Source organism: Oculatella sp. FACHB-28, assembly GCF_014696015.1.
Taxonomy (GTDB): Bacteria; Cyanobacteriota; Cyanobacteriia; order Elainellales; family Elainellaceae; genus JAAUTN01.
Genome location: NZ_JACJPJ010000089.1, coordinates 23,158 through 40,436 on the forward strand (window position 1 = coordinate 23,158; position 17,279 = coordinate 40,436).

A 17,279-nucleotide genomic window follows, 5' to 3' on the forward strand; every position below is an offset into this window, starting at 1 on the left:
ACAGAAAACAGTCAAAACCAGATGCATTTTAACCTGTCTCTGGCACTCCACCCGAACATTTCTTGACCTAAAGAACAGTGCGATAATGCCAATCAAGGTAGAGTTAATTCCTATTCGCCTAATTTAGCTTTTGTGAAGGATTCCATCCGAATTTGTCTGCAAACCCGCTTCCACCGCGAGAAATGATCACATTGAAACGGTTGGTTTTAACTGGTCTCACCTTTTTTGTTGTCTTTTTAGTTGGCAGTTCCCTGATCGGCAGTTGGAGTGAGCCGCAAATTACCAGTCGGCTTCAGCTTTATCAAACTGATTTGTTGCTTCAAGCGACCGAGTTTCAGCCTGAAGCAAGTGGTGCAAACGTAGACTCAACCCGCACTGCAATTTTAGGTAAAGACCCGATCGCTACCTCGCTTGAGCAATACGAGGACGTGCGGCAAACGGCTCAAACTGAACTCGACCGATTTCAGTCACGGCTTGATCAGGTTACTGTCGCCGACGCAGCCGCACCAGAATTTCCAACTTCCTCTTCAGATCCCTCTAAGCAAGGTCAGTTACGCACCGCGATTCGACAACAGCAAACGCTGATTGACCAGCTCGACCTGCGAATTGGCATTCTTCAAGTTGAGCAAGGTCAAGTGGAAACCGCTTTAGAAACCTGGTCGAGATTGACTGCCAGCAGCAACGGGACTCGGTCAGCTTCGGATGTAACAGCTTCGGATACAAGGGCTTCAGATGCAACAGCCCCCCCACCTAACCGAGTAGCTGAAACCTTAACGGGTCTGTGGAGCCAACCACCACGGCTGTTGCCCGATGTTGAACAGCAGATTCAGGAAAATCTGGACGGCTGGTTTCGCGATCGGGCTCTTAGCCGCCTGTATGAACTGCAACAGCGTCCTGATGCAATATCAGCCCTTCAACAAGCTGCACAAGCAGCCGCTCAACAGACTTTTCTCAAACTGACGCTGATTGGTGTGGTCCCTATCATCGGTTGTTTGGCGGGTACTGCCATCTTGATTTCGCTGCTAGTACAGCGGGCTTTTCGAGGCGAACAAGCGCTTCTAGCTCAAAACGGCACCACGATCTGGGAAACTCCCTGGAGCGGGGAAATCGTCTGGCAGGTGCTCATTGCTGGCTTTTTCTTTGCGGGGCAGATTGTTCTGCCACTGGCTTCACAGTTGCTGGGAATCGGTTTCTCCGCCTTTGACAGCCGCGCCAGAGCCGCCTACGCACTGCTCTACTATCTCGCAATGGCAGGTATATCCCTGTTTGTGCTTTACCTCTCGATCCGTAAGTTTCTGCCGCTCCCTCAGGAATGGTTCCGCCTGAAGAGCAAAAGTAACTGGTTTTTATGGGGGGGAGGCGGCTATCTTGTAGCGTTGCCATTGATGATCGTGGTGTCGTGGATCAATCAACAGGTTTGGCAGGGGCAGGGTGGCAGCAACCCACTGCTGCAAATTGTGCTAGAGGAGGGTGACCCTATAGCATTGGGAATGTTTTTTGCGACGGCATCGATCGCCGCTCCCATTTTTGAGGAAATCCTATTTCGCGGCTTTTTGTTGCCATCTTTGACTCGCTATATGTCTGTAGGATGGGCGATCGCCCTCAGCAGCTTAATTTTTGCAACCGCTCACCTCAGCCTTGCCGAAGTTTTACCGCTAACTTTATTAGGTGCCGTGTTGGGATTTGTATATACGCGATCGCGTAGTCTCCTATCTCCAATCCTGCTGCATAGCCTTTGGAATAGCGTTACGATGATCGGCTTATTCCTTTTGGGTAGTGGTGCGGAATAGGATCGGTTATTACGTCCTACGGGAGTGTCAAGCTGCCTTAGTTTTACGACAGCATAAAGGAGTTGAGGAAAAAAGCTAAGCGTTTCTAGCTCGATAAATTTTACTCGAACAGACCTAGCTTGGCTTTTTGAATTAGCAGTTTTATTGGCAGCTTGATGCCAGGAGCCAATTATGCCTAATTCGGTCAAAGAAAACTCTGTTAAAACCAAAATTTCGGAAGATCTTCAAAAAGCAAAAACTGAAGGACAACTGAGAACAGAACGGATTCGAGAAATCGTCAAACTGGCTGTATCACAGGCAGTTTCAGAAATCAAAGAAGGATCAGTTGAAATTCGCTCGATCGTTAGAGAAGCGGTCTCCACGGTCATTGATAATTTGCAAGATCGGGGACAGGAAACGAAGGAAGAAATCACCGCTTCAATCGAAGGCGCAATTGAAGGAATCAGCAGTGTAAGACGGCAGGCGATCGCCAAAACTCAGTCTGAAGTTGAGCAGCTTCAAGCCCAAATTGATGGCGAAGAAAAAGCGCTGCAAGGACAAATTGACAGCGCTCTAATGGATATTGAGGAGACGGGAAGCAGCAGATCAACAGAGATCAAGTCTGCCATTAATTCTGCTGTGAGTTCAGTCAAAGACAGCGAAGAAGTGTCTTCGATGCGGAAGCGTTATGCCCAACTGCAAACCCAACTCTCTGTTTTGCAGGCCAATCTAGCTGCCCGTTATGGTGCTCGTTATGAAGAGGTTCAACGGCATTTAGACAGCGCTAAAACTTGGTACGACCAAACTAAAGCTCAGGCTGAAGTGGGAGAAACACCTCGGTTAAATCAGAAGCAAGTAGAATTTGAGCAAAAAATGGGTGAAGCCGGAGCCGCTTTAGCACGAGGAGAGCAACGAGTGAAGCAATTGCTCAAAGAGCTTTGGCATTCCGTTAGAAACGGTGACGCAAGCTAATTGCACCAGTCTATAAAAAGAAAAAAGATCTAAAAAGAAAGGTGGGCAATGCTCACCTTTCTTTTTGTTTGAAAAATAAGTCTAAAAAATAAAATGTAGGGGGAGCAACGCTCCCCCTACATTTACAGTCCTGGAATAGATCAATTAGAAGTTTTCTTGACGGCGAGCTACTTCGCTGTGCTTGGCGAGCGCCCAAACAGCATGAATGCTGCCCGGTAGCCAACCTAAGAGCGTCAACACAATGTTAATCAGCAGAGTTGTACTAACTCCGTAGGTCAAAAACACTCCAACAGGAGGTAACAAAATTGCCAGAACTAATCGAAGTAAATTCATAAGGTTTCTCCCAAAAACTTTTGCACTAGAGACTTTTCAAGCTAGCTTTTATTCTATTGTTTCAACTTATAATCAAACTGCCCTCCACCGTGAGAATTAATTGTTGCTTGCTTGTTCTAATCCTTTTCAAAAATGTCTTTAGGACGACCTCGAATCTATCTGCATGGGGAGGTGACAGTCAGGTTATATGGCTGATCATTGAGGTAGTTTAAGCAAATTTGTATTTTGCTTCCCCTTGAAGTTGAAGTTCGTTTGAGGAAAATTTTATGCTTAGCGCCCTTTTTACTGCTCTGGCTACCGCCTTGAGTTTGCTGGTTGTAGATTTAGCCGTTCCTGGTGTTGATCTGGCAAACTTTCCAGCAGCGTTGATTGCTGCTCTGGTGATTGGACTGGTCAACTCCACTGCAAAGCCAGTTCTATCAACACTATCTCTGCCGCTCAACTTCGTGAGCTTTGGTTTGTTCTCGCTTGTAGTTAACGGACTTTGTTTCTGGCTTGCGTCAGTACTAACCCCTGGATTCGCAGTTCGAGGAATTCTAGCTTTCATTCTAGGTCCAGTCATTCTAACTTTTGTGAATACCTTCATTCTCAGATATTTTGCTGAGCGCAGACCTGCACTGAACCTAAACACAAATGCCAAAACGGAAGCATAGTACCTAACGAGCACGACTTCTGGGCTCCTGGTGCAGCACAAGTTAAATAGAGCAAGTGCAAAACCCAATGCCATTTAGTTAGGCATTGGGTTTTAGCTGTTTAGCTCTCCATACAAAAAAGGGCAGCCTAATGGCTACCCCAATCTGCATACTTCTTTCCCCTAAAGGATAGGATGCATGTTGCTCAATTTACTTAAGCACCGACCGCTTCTTTCGCGGCGTACATCACTTCGACGGTGATTTCGGTTAAGTTGCGATCGCGCGCAAACTTTTCCGTATTGCGTTTCACCTTACCACGCACAAAGCCAGGTACTTTATTCAGTTCCACCTGTGCGTCCTTTGTCCAACCTAAATCAGAATCAGCGCTGATACCTTTAGTGATCACTTCCTTAGTATCGTGACCGCCAAAGATTTCGAGCAAGTGATCTTCCATTCCCAACGTGAAGGAGTTGTAGACCAAGTCAGCAATCTGATTGGTGCCTTCATAACCCACAAAAGGCTTGTAGCCAATGGGGAAATCTTGAATATGAATCGGAGCCGCAATCACCCCACAGGGAATGTGCAGTCGCTTGCCCACATGTCGTTCCATTTGGGTGCCGAAGATGGCAGAGGGTTCTAGGCGGGCGATCGCATCGCCGATTGCTCCGTTGTCATCACTAACCATCACCTCATCGCAGTACTCACTCACCTGCTCCCGGAACCAGGCTTCGTCATACTTGCAGTAAGTCCCTGCCAACACCACATGAATTCCCATCTCACGAGACAAGATTTTGGTGAGTGCAGCAGCGTGAGTATTGTCGCCAAACACAACTGCTTTCTTACCCGTCAGGTTCTGGCAGTCGATCGAGCGAGAAAACCAGGCAGCTTGTGAGACATACAGGGTTTGCTCGTTGATGAAATCTTCGTAATCCACCGCTGCGCCCTGTTCATTCAGCACTTGCTGAATTTTGCGAATGCAGCGGGCTGTTTCCACCACGCCCATCGGCGTAATGTCTACAAAGGGCATCCCAAAGTCTTCCTGGAGATATTGCGCTGCCATCAAGCCAACTTCACGATAAGGCACCAGGTTAAACCAGGCTTTGGGCAAATCCTTCAGATTTTGAACCGATGCGCCTTCAGGGATTACCTGGTTCACCTCAATTCCCAAATCTGCCATCAGCCGCTTTAGTTCAGTGCAGTCGTGCTGGTTGTGGAAGCCAAGGGAGGTAATGCCAATGATATTAACGGAAGGTTTCTCGGTTTTGCCTGTGGGCAAGCTGCCCTGTTTCTTCGCTTTAGCAATGTAAAACTGCACAATTTGCTGAAGCGTGCGATCGGCGGCTTGCAGTTCATTCACACGATAGTGATTTACGTCAGCCAGCATCACGTCGCCCTTCGCGTCAATTTGGGCGCGATCGACAAAGTTTTGCAAATCCTCTTGCAGAATGCTGGAAGTGCAGGTCGGGGTCAGCACAATCAGGTCAGGCGCTTCTTCTGCATCCTTGCGGGTGATGTTGTTCACCACTTTTTCTTGAGAACCTCGCGCCAACACATTGCGATCGACGGAGCTAATGGTGACAGGCGTAAAGTTGCGATCGCGCTCTAACATCGATCGCATTACATTAAAATAGTCATCGCCAATCGGAGCGTGCATGATGGCGTGGACATTCTTAAAGGAACTGGAGACGCGGAGAGTACCAATGTGCGCAGGGCCGGCATACATCCAGTAAGCCAATTTCATAAACTGATCTCCGTTTCGCTGTGGGTCGCTTGTCCAAAGGTTTTGGACAATACTTCTGAGTTTGAGAATTGCTTACGATTGTCTCAGAGATATCCAAGGCATGAGCGATCGCTATTTATTTCTTAGGATATGGAAATGTGGGGGCGATCGCTGAAGATGTTGAGGGAAAGGGGATGAGACGATCGTCTCTACCAACCAGTTCCCTTTTCCTGCAACGATTCTTAATTCTTCGCGACCTTTTTCAACCTCAGCAAATAGAGAACAAAAGAATGGAAATCGCAAATCTATTCCAACGAGTATCCTTAAACCAGGGCATTCCTGATAGCTCAGCGGAAGTGCTGCACTCCTTATGCTGTGACCATTTCGGCTTTTGCATCAGGTAATATTGGCTCAAAATGCAAAATCATGATTTGCTCTGGGCGCAACCCCAATGACTCGTATGTGCGTCCGTTGCGATCGCTAAATTCAACCTCAAATGTAGCACCCTCTGCTAGTAGCTCAACAACTGTTCCTACCTGTCCACGCCATAGATTGTACTGAGGAAGGTCAACAGTCAGAGCAACAACATCTAACAGCTTGACTGTATTGTTTGTCATGCTTTGTACCTCCACGTTACAGAGGGTAGCAGGTCGTCAACTTTGGAATCTCCGAACCATGCTCGATGATCCAGCCACTCCGAAGGGTTGCACTTTTATTCTGCCATTCGATTGTGAAATCCAGAGTGTAGCGTTGCCCAAATTCATCTCGCCTTCCCAACGGAGCTGCTTGAACTTTGACAACCTCAAACAGGATTTGACGCAATTCTTCAGCATTATCAGCCGTCATTCCAAGAATTGATGAAAAAAGTCGAGTTTTATGCTTACCATCGTCGTGTTCCAAGTTGAGGCAGTAATCGCGCAACTTACGAATATCAACAACTGCATTTTCTGCATTGGGAATTAGCATTCGAGTCTTGCACGTTCCACTGGAGCCAAAATCTAGAGCATACTGCAACGTGTAGAATCTATTTTTGGTCGCAACAAGCCAAAAAATGTGATTTTAATTTCAAGCTTTTGCAGAGCAATTGTTCTTGTTCTTGGGGTTCGACTAACTAGGATGATTTGTGGCTTGAAGTAGCCAATCCTGACGGAGTTTTGCGATCGCCACTTCTTTGTGTTTTGCCTCAACCTCAATCCAGGGAGCATTGCGATAAGAACTGGGCATCACAGTAATCAGGTCGCTGTGGCGCGGATCGTTGAACGATGCAAGTCCGTTTGAGATGTGAACAAGCTGCCAGTCGGGTCTATCCCAGGTGCTACGGGCGGCTACTAGCATGGCAGCGACACTGGGATGTTCATAGCTGTCCAGGTGATCGTGAATGATGTGATGGTGAGCGTCAAACACCATGGGCACTCCAGCAGTCTGACAGATAGCCAGAATGTCCTCAGAGCCATACGTGTGTTCGTCGTTTTCCAGAGTCAAACGATTGCGAATCGCTTCGGGCAAATCTCGAATGACGCTAATCAACCGCTCCGCTCGATCGCCCTTCCCCCCGTGAACATTCATCAATGACCAAGACGATCGCGGCAAGCCCATCAGGTCAAAGGTTCTGGCATAGGCAGTGAGAATTTTGATGCTGTTAGCAATTACTTCTGGTTTGTCGGAATTGAGTACAACAAACTGTTCGGGGTGCATAACGATACGGATGCCAAGCTGAAGGGCGCGATCGCCCACCTGCCGCAATGAGTCACTAAACTCTGTTAATACTGCTGCCCCTAACGACTCATCGGCAAAGGGAAATAGCCCGGAGGCAATACGGTACAGAAAAATTTCCTCAGCCGCACAAAACTCTAACGCAGCTCCTAAACGCCGCAGATTTTCGGCATACAGGTCGCGCAAAGCCTTCTCCTGCTCGGCTTCTGAAAGTAGCAACAGACGTTTGCGCGTTAGAGTCCGATAGCGAACCTGATTGGAAGATGTGATGCAAACCAACCCTAACTTTGGTGTGATTTGAGAATCTCCCAAAGCTGCGAATTCTTCTGAGGAGACGATTTCTAAAGAACTGGCTGGACGAAGCATTCCCAAACACCAATCTGCTGAACAGTACATGTCCAACTTAAAAGTTCTTGGACTTTAGTACCTCTATCTGGCGTTGAGGAACTGCTGAAGAAAATTTCTACCTGCTTGAACAGTTGAAGACACTTTGGGAGAAGAGAGGCGATCGCCCTCCTCCAGTTTGTACTGAAGTTTGAGTCTTACTGACATGAGAAATGGATCTTGTAGGGGCGTTTCGCGAAACGCCCTTACAGTGCAAGCCACATTGAGTAACACCGAATTAGGGTAAGGAACTAGACCTTGAGGGCAACAATCTTTTGCACTGCCTCAACAATTTGATGAGGCTGCACAATGGTCAGGTTTTCCAGCGTTCCGTTATAGGGCGTGGGAATGTCCTGCGAAGCTAAACGAATCACTGGAGCATCCAATTCATCGAAGAGGCGATCGTTGATTGAAGCCGTCAGTTCAGCCCCAATTCCGCCTGACCTCATGCACTCTTCCACAATGATCACGCGATGGGTTTTGCGGATCGAGGCTCCAATAGTCTCAAAGTCAAGCGGCTTTAACGAAATCAGGTCGATGACTTCAGGATCAAATCCTTCTTTGGTCAGCGTTTTCACCGCATTCATGACGTGATGTCGCATCCGGGAATAGGTGAGAATGGTTACATCTTCGCCTTGCCGCACCACTTCGGCTTTGTCCAACGGCAGCAGATATTCCTCTTCAGGCAGGTCTTCCTTCAGGTTGTAGAGCAGCACATGCTCAAAAAACAGCACAGGATTGTCATTCCGAATGGCGGATTTGAGTAAGCCTTTTGCGTTGTAGGGGGTGGAGCAAGCCACCAACTTTAAGCCAGGAACGCCTTGAAAATAGGCTTCTAGCCGCTGGGAATGTTCTGCTCCAAGCTGTCGTCCTACGCCACCTGGTCCGCGAATTACCATCGGGGTTTTGAAATTGCCGCCGGAGGTGTAGCGCAGCATTCCAGCATTGTTAGCAATTTGGTTGAACGCCAGCAGCAAGAAGCCCATGTTCATGCCTTCAATGATCGGGCGCAAACCTGTCATTGCGGCTCCAACTGCCATGCCCGTGAAGCTGTTTTCAGCGATCGGCGTATCGAGGACGCGCAGATCGCCATATTTCTTGTGAAGGTCTCTGGTGACCTTATAAGAACCGCCATAGTGTCCTACGTCTTCGCCCAAAACAAAGACGGAGGAATCTCTTGCCATCTCTTCGTCGATCGCTTCACGTAAGGCGTTGAATAGGAGGGTTTCTGCCATCTGGAGGTTCGAATAGATTTGATCGTTCAATCTAAAATCTTAACTGTTAGTGGCGATGATTGGTCAAAAATTGATTTTCGGATGGCTCTTCGTCTCTGATCTAGACTGGGGATGGTGGGTAATAGGAATGAAGCTGACGAGAGGAATGTATGAGCGATCGCAACTTCAACAACTTCAACGATGACTTCGACGACGATTTTGAAGACGACGATTTTGAAGATGATCTTCTCGACGCATCAGGACGAGGTGCTAGAGAAATCGGGGGCGATCGCAACTCCGCTATACTCCGCCCATTCATTCAAGAAATTGAGCAAATTCCGCCTGAGCATCTAGCTAACCTGCTTCAAATGGTTCGCCTGTTTCGTCAGAGCGTTGCCTTAGCCGAGCGGACTGCCAGAACAGAAGCACAGAATTCCCTGCCGATTCAGCCTACCGTTTTGCCACCTGTTGCACCGATAGATACGGCACCCATAGACACTCCTTCGATCGCCCCAGATGTGACTCCAATCGCTCCAAGTGAGAAGCCAACTGGAATAGATCCGATTGAGAAGCTGCTGCTACGATCGCGATTTGAACCGTCTAGCGATCGCACAACTGAACAAGTTAGCAAGCCCCCAACCGAATCATCTCAAGAACCACCACGGATTCCCCTACGATTGCCACGGACTTCTGAGTCCAATGTTGAACCTGCTGCTCCTGTCGAAATTGCTGTTGGCGAATATGGTGTCAAACCTGCATCACCTGCATCAACTGAAGACGAGTCTGACTGGGATGAGCTAATGGACTTTCTCGACCAGGACAATCCAAAAGATTTCCGTGAGGAAGAGGAAGACGATTCGCGAAACGATGACTGGGACGAATATTTCCGACCCTCTCCTTGAACGAACTAACTCTTCCCAAACTCAGGTTAATTTCATCGGCATTAGCGGGAATCGATGATTTGCTGTAGATGCAGTCGGCATTGCCATTTTGCGATCGCTTGGCACCACCAACTCCGTCTCGAACAGCTCCATCTGGGACTTGGAACAAATTCGTCGCGCTGCCAATCTAGGGTTAGGAGCTACCAGTGCCGAGCAGATGAAATCATCACGGCTGACAGCGCGAGCACTCAGATGGCTGACGAAATCTGTAGATTCATGTAACCTGGTAGATTCAATTTTCGACTTAACTGCTTCCGGTTTGTCGGAGCAACTCGTTTCACCTGTGTTGAATTAAGAGACAGGCAGAGAGAAGATTCACTCACTGTGCAGCCGCAAAACTAAGAGAATCGCACTGGCAAGGGGCTTAAGCCCTTCGTTCTAGGGGAAACGCCTATTCAAGTTTGTTTCTGCAAAAGTGTCTGTCTTCTGCTCAATCTCTGCCGTTGAATAGAGCTGATGCAGTGGAGTGGAAGATCGGAATCATGATCAAAATTTTCAAAGCAGATGCACTGCTCTATACCCCCTTCATTAAATCAAAAGGATTCAATTTTTTAGCAGAAAAGGGCATTTTTATCACCGAAAATGAGACTGATTGTGACTTATTCGTTGCCCAAAGATGTAAAAATCTAATTCCTCTTCAATTAAAATATGGAGCAAAGAAAAAATATTTAGTTTGGTCGCATGAACCTCGGTGGAATACTCATTTTACAGACACGGCAAAGTGGTTTAGCCTACCAGACATTCATATTATGAATGTTTATACCGGAGACATTTATCTCAACAACTACTACACCGTCAACAGCAACGGCATTCAAACAATCGATCGCCTACTAAAGTCGCTCGACGAAAGTAGTTTTCCTAACTTTGAGCATAAAAAGGTTGTGGCTCTGATGTTTTACCGCAACAATCGCCGCCGATGGAGCCTGAAGCGAAACGGAGAGGAGTTAGATTTGTGCTATCTCAGAACCCGTATCGCTCTACAAGGATACAAGTCAGGGAAAGTTGATGTTTATGGTAGAGGTTGGCCAAGAGGTGTTTCATTAGAAGATTCTAGGGGAGAAGGTTGGGAATCAAGAAAGGCAAATATTTTGCAAAACTATCACTTCAATTTATGTTTTGAAAACACAAATACAGCTTATTACTGCACTGAAAAAATTTGGGATAGTATTAAGCACGGATGCCTTCCCATTTACTATGGAGAAGGCAACAAGATCTATGAAGATTTTCCGCAGAAGAGTTTTTTAGACTACTGCGACTTTGGCAGCTCGGATTTACTTTTCAGATATATTGACGCGATGACGGTTGATGAATTTAGAGCACGAATGAATCTTTGCATTGATGCCTATAATCGGGCTTTTGAAAAGCTTGAAGCACCTTCCAATTCATTCTATGAAGAAATGCTGTTGAGAATTGTGCAAAAAGCAGAAGCAATCGTTGGCTCCTGACTATCAAACCAGACTTTCTAATCAGCAGAAAAGTTAGATTGAGGGGAGATCGCACTCCACTTCAGTCAGTTTGCGATTAACCTAGTACAATCAAGACCTTCATCACCTGACTTGCCCAGTCTGACCTGACGGATTCATCATGATGCGACCGGATTTGCAGGGTTTAGAAATTACCAGGGGAGAGCTACGAAAGCTGAGCGGTGTGGATACCAGTCAGGTATTTCGGCGGTCGGTGATGCGGGATTCTCACAAGCGATCGCACTTTCTGGTTCGCCAAACTTTAGAAATCTCGCTGATGACACTGCTGGGGTTCATTCCCTTTGCCCTTGCCTTTAACCAGTTTTCACCGCAGCTTCAGCCCTTGCGGTATGAATACATGATTTTCGGCTCAGCGGCGACGATCGCACTTGTGGTCGCAGCTATCATTCAGTTCATTCGAGTTAAAAGAAGTACAACCTCGCCGCTAGTGGGCTTGCTGGATGAGGTCGATCGCCACAACGCGATGATTCGGGCGATCAACATAAATGATCAGATTGAAGCTGCCGGAAATCTGCGAGTGCGCTTGAGCAACCGCCATCGGGTAGTTGAGGCACTGAAGCTAACTAGAGCGAACCTGGTCCGTGCCCTCAAGACAGAGCGCATCCTGCGGGAAAACAAACGGTTTATCGATCGCAATCCAGAACTTTTTGCTGACAATCTGATGGCGTTGCGGGCGCTTCAGGTGAGTGATCAGGCAAGTGAGCATGGACGACTTTTGAACGAAGCTTTGCAGATAGGGTTAAGTGTGCAAGACGAGATGAGAAAATTACAGAGTCGGCACTAAACCAGGGTCGGCATTAATGAACGACGCGATGCAATCGAGCTTATGTCTACCAAACCAAAGATTATCGTGCTTGATGATGACCCAACGGGCTCCCAGACGGTGCATAGCTGTCTGCTGTTGACTCGGTGGGACGTTGATACGCTGCGGTTAGGTTTAGCCGATGAGTCGCCGATCTTTTTTGTGCTAACCAACACAAGGGCAATGACTCCGGCACGGGCGAATGCTGTGACGCGAGAGGTTTGCCAGAATCTCAAGCAGGCGATCGCCGCTGAAAATATCCAGGAGTTTCTGATCGTCAGTCGGTCTGACTCGACGTTGCGAGGACATTATCCCGTAGAAACCGATGCGATCGTCCAGGAGCTTGGCCCGTTTGATGCTCATTTCCTCACCCCCGCTTTTTTTGAAGGTGGACGCATCACCCGCGACAGCATTCACTATCTAATAATTGACGGGGTTCCAACTCCGGTACATGAAACGGAATTTGCCCGTGATTCAGTCTTTAGCTACAGCTACAGCTACCTACCTGATTACGTTGAAGAAAAAACCAAAGGGCGAATTGCGTCCACATCGGTTGAGCGATTTTTGCTAGCAGATATTCGAGCCGGAAGTCTCGATCGCCTGCTGCACTTGAGCAATAACCAGTGTGCAGTGGTTGACGCCGAAACCCAGGCAGACCTCGATCGCTTTGCTGCGGATGTGCTGGCTGCGGCTTCCCACGGCAAGCGTTTTTTGTTTCGCAGCGCGGCTAGCTTGCTGACCGCTTTAGCGGATCTGCCCCCGCAACCCGTTGCGCCCGAAGACATGGCAACCTATACGCGCAACGGCAAACCTGGTGTGGTGTTAGTCGGCTCTCACGTTAAGAAAACAACTGAGCAGCTAGAAGATTTGCTTCAGGCTCCCGGTGTAGTTGGCGTTGAGGTCAAAGTTGAGCAATTGCTAGAAGAATCTGCCGCCCAGCGCAATGCCTTGCTAGAACAGGTGCTTCAGCAGGTTCATGCCATTCATCAAGAGGGCAAAACGCCTGCAATCTATACGAGCCGTCAAGAGCTGCCGTTTGAGGACGTGCAGACGCGGCTCAATTTTGGGGTGACTGTTTCAGCATTGCTGATGGACATGGTGCGCGGATTGCCGTCTAATATTGGTTTCCTCATTAGTAAAGGCGGCATTACTTCTAATGATGTCTTGAGTAGCGGGTTAGCGCTGACTTCGGCGCGGCTGCTAGGGCAAATTTTGCCAGGATGCTCGATTGTGCGTACTCCAAATGACCATCCCCAATTTCCCAACCTGCCTGTGGTACTGTTTCCTGGAAACGTGGGCGATCGCCATGCCCTCACCGCTATTTATCAGCGGCTCAGTCGAGTAAATTAAGCATCCTGCATGGTCTAATTTTTTCTCCGTAGTCTGCAAGAACCGGGTTGATCTGACAAAATTAGCCAAATTGAACGTTTTTTCGATTTATTGCTGAGGCTGTTGCTGTAAGGTAGGCGATCGCTGTGTCACAGGTAGATTAAAAAACGTTTCCCCTTCAAGCCAAAGCGGTATAATCAGCCCATCTTTTACAAAAATTTATTTCGTTGAGGCTGGTCAGCCTGCTATTCTCCCTCGCCATTCTCACTATGCTTAAAACAAAAGATACTTCGGTAGCTACCCTGGCGCTTCTGGTTGCCATTGCTCCTATTTCTAGCGCGCTGGCAGCCTCACCTTTTTTGTCTATGCCAGGTGGGTCAATGGCTCAGGATTCTAGGGCTGACAGTTCTGCCTCGCTGCGATCTTCGGTTCTCGTCAGGACAACTGTGACTGATAACACGACAGACGATTTTCAACTAGTCTCAGTCCTGGGAGAAAACCTGGTTGCACAAGAGACGGCGATCGCAAGTGCAAACAGTGCAGATGCCGCAAACAACGCAGACGCGGGCATTCCAGGTTGGCTGTGGTGGCTGCTGCCGCTGGCGCTGTTAGGCTTACTGTGGTGGCTCCTCAGAAAACGGGCTGAATCTAACAGAGTTGAGTCAAGCCAAGCTGCTTCAGTTCCACCCGTATCTGCTGCTCCACGAGCTTCTCGTGCCGTAACCAGTGGCGTAGCAGCCTCCACCCCCTCCACGGAATCTACACATTCTGCATCTAGGGCAGGTGCTACAACGCCGAGTCCAGCTACCAACGCTGCCCCCGTCAGATCTACCTTGGTGGGTGGTGCCGCTGCTGCCGCCCGCTCCTCGTTGTCAAGCGATCGCTCTAACGCAATTCCTGAATATCAGGCCCTTTACAATCGAGGCATGGTGCTGGCTGAATCGGGTCTTTACGAAGAGGCGATCACCAGCTTTGACCGAGCCATAGCAGTTAAACCTGATTTCTTTGCAGCCTGGTCTAGCAAAGGCGATGCGTTGCTCAGTGTCGATCGACCAGAGGAAGCGATCGCTAGCTTTGATCGAGCAATCGAACTCAGCGCAGCCTCAACCAATTCTGCTATTGGAACTGCCTTAGCTGCGACCTGGGCAGGCAAAGGCAATGCGCTGGCAAACTTGGGACGAGCAGAAGAGGCGATCGTCAGTTTTAGCCAAGCCCTCGAAATCGAACCGACCTACGCAGAAGCACAAGCTAGCCGCAACGCCCTGATCGCGAGCCTTAACACTGCTGCACTGTCCAGCCCAGCCCAGACTGATTCTTCCTTGGAAAGCGTACCTTCACTCGCAGAGGCAGACTCAAGCAATCTAGCTGAAATGCCTCCCCTCGTAGAAAGTCCCGCAGCCAGCACCACACCAGAAGACTCAATTGCGGATATTCCCGCTGAAGATATTCCCGCTGAAAATGCTCCTGCTGAAAATGCTCCTGCTGAGGATATTCCCGCTGAAGACATTTCCGAGATTAGAACTCAAATTGGTGGGGCAGTTTTAGCAGCAGGTACAGCCGCCTGGTCTGCCATGCCTAACGACAGAATTCAAGCGGACAAAATACAGTCCGATGTAGAAGCTGCCAAATTTGACGTGGGTCAAACGGATGAAGTTGAGTTCCTAGTAGCCGTCGATGAAGACCTGGACGATTTGCCCGAAGGTTACGGCGAAAGCCGGATCGTTTTGATGCCGCGTGACCCGCAGTGGGCTTATGCTTACTGGGACATTCCCATTGGACATAAAGAAGAGTTGCGTCAGCAAGGTGGCTCTTACCTGGCACTGCGGCTATATGACGTGACAGATCTTGACCTAAATCATCAAAACCCGCACAGCCTCCAACAATTTAGCTGTGAAGAAATGGCGCGAGATTGGTATCTGCCAATTCCAGTGAGCGATCGCGACTACATTGTTGAAATCGGCTACATTACAAACAACAGCGGTTGGCTCATGCTAGCCCGTTCTGCCCCAACCCGCATTCCTCCTGCTTATCCTTCCGACTGGTTTGAAGACCAATTTCTTACCATTTCCTGGGATGAAGAACTGCGCGATAAAACCTTCCTGACGCTTACTCCTCCTACCAAACAAGAAGAAGCCACAGGCAAATCTACTCCTTACAACACCCTCTTTGGACTGGCACAATCAGCAGAATCAATGCGAGTTGCAGGTTCCCTGTTTGGCTCTATGCAACAAGTGCCTCAGCAAGCAATCAGTTCCTACGTCTTCCCGTCAGGTGCAGCACTTTGGTCCATGCCAACTCCATCGGGCATTGGTATGTCGGGCATTGGCATGTCGGGTGCTGGCTTTCCTGCCTCGATTCCGCCAATCCGTCCGCGTAAGTTTTGGCTCGTCGCTGCTGCCGAACTGATTGTCTACGGAGCTACCGAACCTGATGCAACGGTTACGATTGACGGACAGCCAATTCAACTCAACCCAGACGGCACCTTCCGCTTTCAAATGTCCTTCCAGGACGGCATTATCAACTATCCCATCATTGCTGTTGCCGTTGACGGAGAGCAAAGTCGCTCAATTCACATGGAATTTAAACGGGAAACTCCAGAGCGAAACACTAATACTAAAAATGAGGCAACCGACGAGTGGTTAGAATAGAACCTCCAATTGAGAGATAGTCGGTGAACTGGCAAAATAGGGCAGACATTAGGAAGCTGAAGAGCAGCAGAAAGTTTTTTCTAGAAGCAGTAGAGCTTGCAGAAAACTATCGGTATGAACCCAACCTACGTAGCCTGAAAACTGGCATAGGTTATTGTGATCAAAGATATAAACATGATGGATTCTGGCTACATTGATCACATGATGTAGTCTGCCACTACCATCTTTAAAGCTCAACGAATTTGCTGGGTTGTCGTTAACGTGCAATCTCATTTGATCGCATGTCATGCCAGATACGTTTTCTAATAGAGCAATCACGCTTTGTATCGAGGTATCACCGGATAGGTTAGCTTCTTTTATATCCAAGATGTTGCATACAATCGAGCTAGATGTTTTACCACAGTTCCAATAGCTGACATGGGCTTCCCCTGCTCCTAATGCCATTGCTGCTTCCATCTGTCCAATTGAACGGGCAGCTTTCTCTGCAAAATTAGCATCGGTAGAAACATAAACATCTTCATGGCTTAGATGATAGGTTTCGTCGATCGCCAATCCTGCCCCCAAAGGATAGGCAATCACGTCAGAAGAATGGATAACATTGAGCCACCTTAAAGAGTCATCTCTATACGTTAAAGTGAATTCTTTTACTCTCTCTGGGCTGATACCGAGCATAGTATTAAAGAAAAGGATGGGAGATCCCATCGTTGTAATGCTCTTTAGTTGAAGTTTTCTACCTGTGCGATCGCCTTCCAAACCATTAATAACCGACCGAATGTAAAAAGCTGGATCTTTGGGGTGAAATTTCTCAGAAAAGAGAATATCCCACAAGATTACTGTTCCTAAAGAATGCGAGACAATATGCAATTCGGTTTCTTCAGGGTGGTCTTTGATGAATGCCAATAGCTGTTGGGCGATCGCCTTTCTAATTTCTACACCACGCTTTGGGTTTAAGTAGGTAAACATATCACCTACAAATTCGGAAAGAAACCCTTCTCTAAATGTCTGATAGCGAAATATCTCTTGAACGTCAGACTGAGGATGTTTTTTCTTATAGTTCTGCAAATCCTGATGAATCAGGTTCCACATCCTACTAACGTCGTTTAAGGCATTTCCCCAAAAGCAAGAATAAAAGTGAGGTAGAGCCTTGCCCAATTGAGCACAACTTTCTTGGATTGACCGCTTTAGTGGATCTGCATATTTAACATCTCGTGTCGCAACGCCATGAATAAAAAATACAAGCATTCCACTATCTCCTCAATCTAGAGGTTAGCTTTCCCCTCAAAACTTATTGACAACCAGATATACCTGGGCGATCGCCCCCACGTTAAAAAATATCCT

15 protein-coding genes and 2 pseudogenes are annotated in these 17,279 nt (G+C 47.9%); 9 read left to right on the forward strand and 8 right to left on the reverse strand.

Going from position 1 to position 17,279, the window contains the following annotated elements; all coding sequences use genetic code 11:
- Positions 1 to 182 precede the first annotated feature (182 nt).
- Entirely contained in the window at positions 183 to 1,790 is a 1,608-nt protein-coding gene (locus H6F88_RS22620; RefSeq protein WP_199333756.1) for a type II CAAX endopeptidase family protein, read from the forward strand.
- A gap of 171 nt (positions 1,791 to 1,961) precedes the next feature.
- Entirely contained in the window at positions 1,962 to 2,741 is a 780-nt protein-coding gene (locus tag H6F88_RS22625) for a histidine kinase (protein WP_190644993.1), read from the forward strand.
- Between the two features lie 144 nt (positions 2,742 to 2,885).
- Here the strand turns inward: H6F88_RS22625 and H6F88_RS22630 are convergent, their stop codons facing one another.
- Entirely contained in the window at positions 2,886 to 3,074 is a 189-nt protein-coding gene (locus tag H6F88_RS22630) for a YqaE/Pmp3 family membrane protein (RefSeq protein WP_190644994.1), read from the reverse strand.
- Between the two features lie 266 nt (positions 3,075 to 3,340).
- Between H6F88_RS22630 and H6F88_RS22635 the strand changes: the two genes are divergently transcribed.
- Positions 3,341 to 3,727, forward strand: a complete 387-nt coding sequence (locus H6F88_RS22635) for a phage holin family protein (protein ID WP_190644995.1) — start codon at positions 3,341 to 3,343, stop codon at positions 3,725 to 3,727.
- 193 nt (positions 3,728 to 3,920) lie between these two features.
- Here H6F88_RS22635 and bchB read toward each other — a convergent pair whose 3' ends face one another.
- The 6 genes from bchB to H6F88_RS22660 form a co-directional block, all read right to left on the reverse strand.
- Positions 3,921 to 5,447: a ferredoxin:protochlorophyllide reductase (ATP-dependent) subunit B gene (gene bchB, locus H6F88_RS22640; protein ID WP_190644996.1), complete on the reverse strand. Its 1,527-nt coding sequence runs from the start codon at positions 5,445 to 5,447 to the stop codon at positions 3,921 to 3,923.
- A 347-nt stretch (positions 5,448 to 5,794) separates the two neighbouring features.
- Positions 5,795 to 6,043 carry a DUF4926 domain-containing protein gene (locus H6F88_RS22645; protein WP_190644997.1) on the reverse strand — a complete coding sequence of 83 codons (249 nt, stop codon included), beginning with the start codon at positions 6,041 to 6,043 and terminating at the stop codon, positions 5,795 to 5,797.
- Positions 6,044 to 6,059: 16 nt separating this feature from the next.
- The gene (locus H6F88_RS22650) at positions 6,060 to 6,392 is read right to left on the reverse strand and encodes a DUF6883 domain-containing protein (RefSeq protein WP_190644998.1); all 333 of its coding nucleotides are present in this window, start codon (positions 6,390 to 6,392) and stop codon (positions 6,060 to 6,062) included.
- 141 nt (positions 6,393 to 6,533) lie between these two features.
- Positions 6,534 to 7,535: a UV DNA damage repair endonuclease UvsE gene (gene uvsE, locus H6F88_RS22655; RefSeq protein ID WP_242050670.1), complete on the reverse strand. Its 1,002-nt coding sequence runs from the start codon at positions 7,533 to 7,535 to the stop codon at positions 6,534 to 6,536.
- 33 nt (positions 7,536 to 7,568) lie between these two features.
- Positions 7,569 to 7,691, reverse strand: a complete 123-nt coding sequence (locus tag H6F88_RS34140) for a hypothetical protein (RefSeq protein WP_277882216.1) — start codon at positions 7,689 to 7,691, stop codon at positions 7,569 to 7,571.
- Between the two features lie 83 nt (positions 7,692 to 7,774).
- Complete coding sequence (locus tag H6F88_RS22660; RefSeq protein WP_190644999.1) at positions 7,775 to 8,758, reverse strand: alpha-ketoacid dehydrogenase subunit beta; 984 nt, start codon at positions 8,756 to 8,758, stop codon at positions 7,775 to 7,777.
- Positions 8,759 to 8,907: 149 nt separating this feature from the next.
- Here H6F88_RS22660 and H6F88_RS22665 point away from each other — a divergent pair, with 149 nt between their 5' ends.
- The 6 genes and pseudogenes from H6F88_RS22665 to H6F88_RS33565 all read left to right on the forward strand — a co-directional run.
- Positions 8,908 to 9,639 carry a hypothetical protein gene (locus tag H6F88_RS22665; protein ID WP_190645000.1) on the forward strand — a complete coding sequence of 244 codons (732 nt, stop codon included), beginning with the start codon at positions 8,908 to 8,910 and terminating at the stop codon, positions 9,637 to 9,639.
- A gap of 521 nt (positions 9,640 to 10,160) precedes the next feature.
- Positions 10,161 to 11,123: a glycosyltransferase family 10 gene (locus H6F88_RS22670; RefSeq protein ID WP_190645001.1), complete on the forward strand. Its 963-nt coding sequence runs from the start codon at positions 10,161 to 10,163 to the stop codon at positions 11,121 to 11,123.
- 139 nt (positions 11,124 to 11,262) lie between these two features.
- Positions 11,263 to 11,946 (forward strand): hypothetical protein, encoded by a 684-nt coding sequence (locus H6F88_RS22675; protein WP_199333757.1) that lies wholly within the window; start codon positions 11,263 to 11,265, stop codon positions 11,944 to 11,946.
- A gap of 42 nt (positions 11,947 to 11,988) precedes the next feature.
- Positions 11,989 to 13,314: a four-carbon acid sugar kinase family protein gene (locus H6F88_RS22680; protein WP_190645002.1), complete on the forward strand. Its 1,326-nt coding sequence runs from the start codon at positions 11,989 to 11,991 to the stop codon at positions 13,312 to 13,314.
- Between the two features lie 359 nt (positions 13,315 to 13,673).
- A pseudogene (locus H6F88_RS33560) lies at positions 13,674 to 14,516 on the forward strand (tetratricopeptide repeat protein); the annotation flags it as partial.
- Between the two features lie 390 nt (positions 14,517 to 14,906).
- Positions 14,907 to 15,941: pseudogene (locus tag H6F88_RS33565) on the forward strand (DUF4912 domain-containing protein); the annotation flags it as partial.
- A 48-nt stretch (positions 15,942 to 15,989) separates the two neighbouring features.
- On the opposite strand, the gene H6F88_RS22690 reads toward H6F88_RS33565, so the two are convergent.
- On the reverse strand, positions 15,990 to 17,183 hold the full coding sequence (locus H6F88_RS22690; protein WP_190645004.1) for a hypothetical protein: 1,194 nt from the start codon (positions 17,181 to 17,183) through the stop codon (positions 15,990 to 15,992).
- Positions 17,184 to 17,279: the final 96 nt, after the last annotated feature.

Bases quoted from the DNA above. Each gene is read 5' to 3' on its own strand.
- H6F88_RS22630 (WP_190644994.1), bottom strand. From the start codon at position 3,074: ATGAATTTACTTCGATTAGTTCTGGCAATTTTGTTACCTCCTGTTGGA.
- H6F88_RS22620 (WP_199333756.1), top strand. From the start codon at position 183: ATGATCACATTGAAACGGTTGGTTTTAACTGGTCTCACCTTTTTTGTT.
- H6F88_RS34140 (WP_277882216.1), bottom strand. From the start codon at position 7,691: ATGTCAGTAAGACTCAAACTTCAGTACAAACTGGAGGAGGGCGATCGC.
- H6F88_RS22665 (WP_190645000.1), top strand. From the start codon at position 8,908: ATGAGCGATCGCAACTTCAACAACTTCAACGATGACTTCGACGACGAT.
- H6F88_RS22660 (WP_190644999.1), bottom strand. From the start codon at position 8,758: ATGGCAGAAACCCTCCTATTCAACGCCTTACGTGAAGCGATCGACGAA.
- H6F88_RS22635 (WP_190644995.1), top strand. From the start codon at position 3,341: ATGCTTAGCGCCCTTTTTACTGCTCTGGCTACCGCCTTGAGTTTGCTG.
- H6F88_RS22625 (WP_190644993.1), top strand. From the start codon at position 1,962: ATGCCTAATTCGGTCAAAGAAAACTCTGTTAAAACCAAAATTTCGGAA.
- H6F88_RS22645 (WP_190644997.1), bottom strand. From the start codon at position 6,043: ATGACAAACAATACAGTCAAGCTGTTAGATGTTGTTGCTCTGACTGTT.
- bchB (WP_190644996.1), bottom strand. From the start codon at position 5,447: ATGAAATTGGCTTACTGGATGTATGCCGGCCCTGCGCACATTGGTACT.
- H6F88_RS22690 (WP_190645004.1), bottom strand. From the start codon at position 17,183: ATGCTTGTATTTTTTATTCATGGCGTTGCGACACGAGATGTTAAATAT.
- H6F88_RS22650 (WP_190644998.1), bottom strand. From the start codon at position 6,392: ATGCTAATTCCCAATGCAGAAAATGCAGTTGTTGATATTCGTAAGTTG.
- H6F88_RS22675 (WP_199333757.1), top strand. From the start codon at position 11,263: ATGATGCGACCGGATTTGCAGGGTTTAGAAATTACCAGGGGAGAGCTA.
- uvsE (WP_242050670.1), bottom strand. From the start codon at position 7,535: ATGTACTGTTCAGCAGATTGGTGTTTGGGAATGCTTCGTCCAGCCAGT.
- H6F88_RS22680 (WP_190645002.1), top strand. From the start codon at position 11,989: ATGTCTACCAAACCAAAGATTATCGTGCTTGATGATGACCCAACGGGC.
- H6F88_RS22670 (WP_190645001.1), top strand. From the start codon at position 10,161: ATGATCAAAATTTTCAAAGCAGATGCACTGCTCTATACCCCCTTCATT.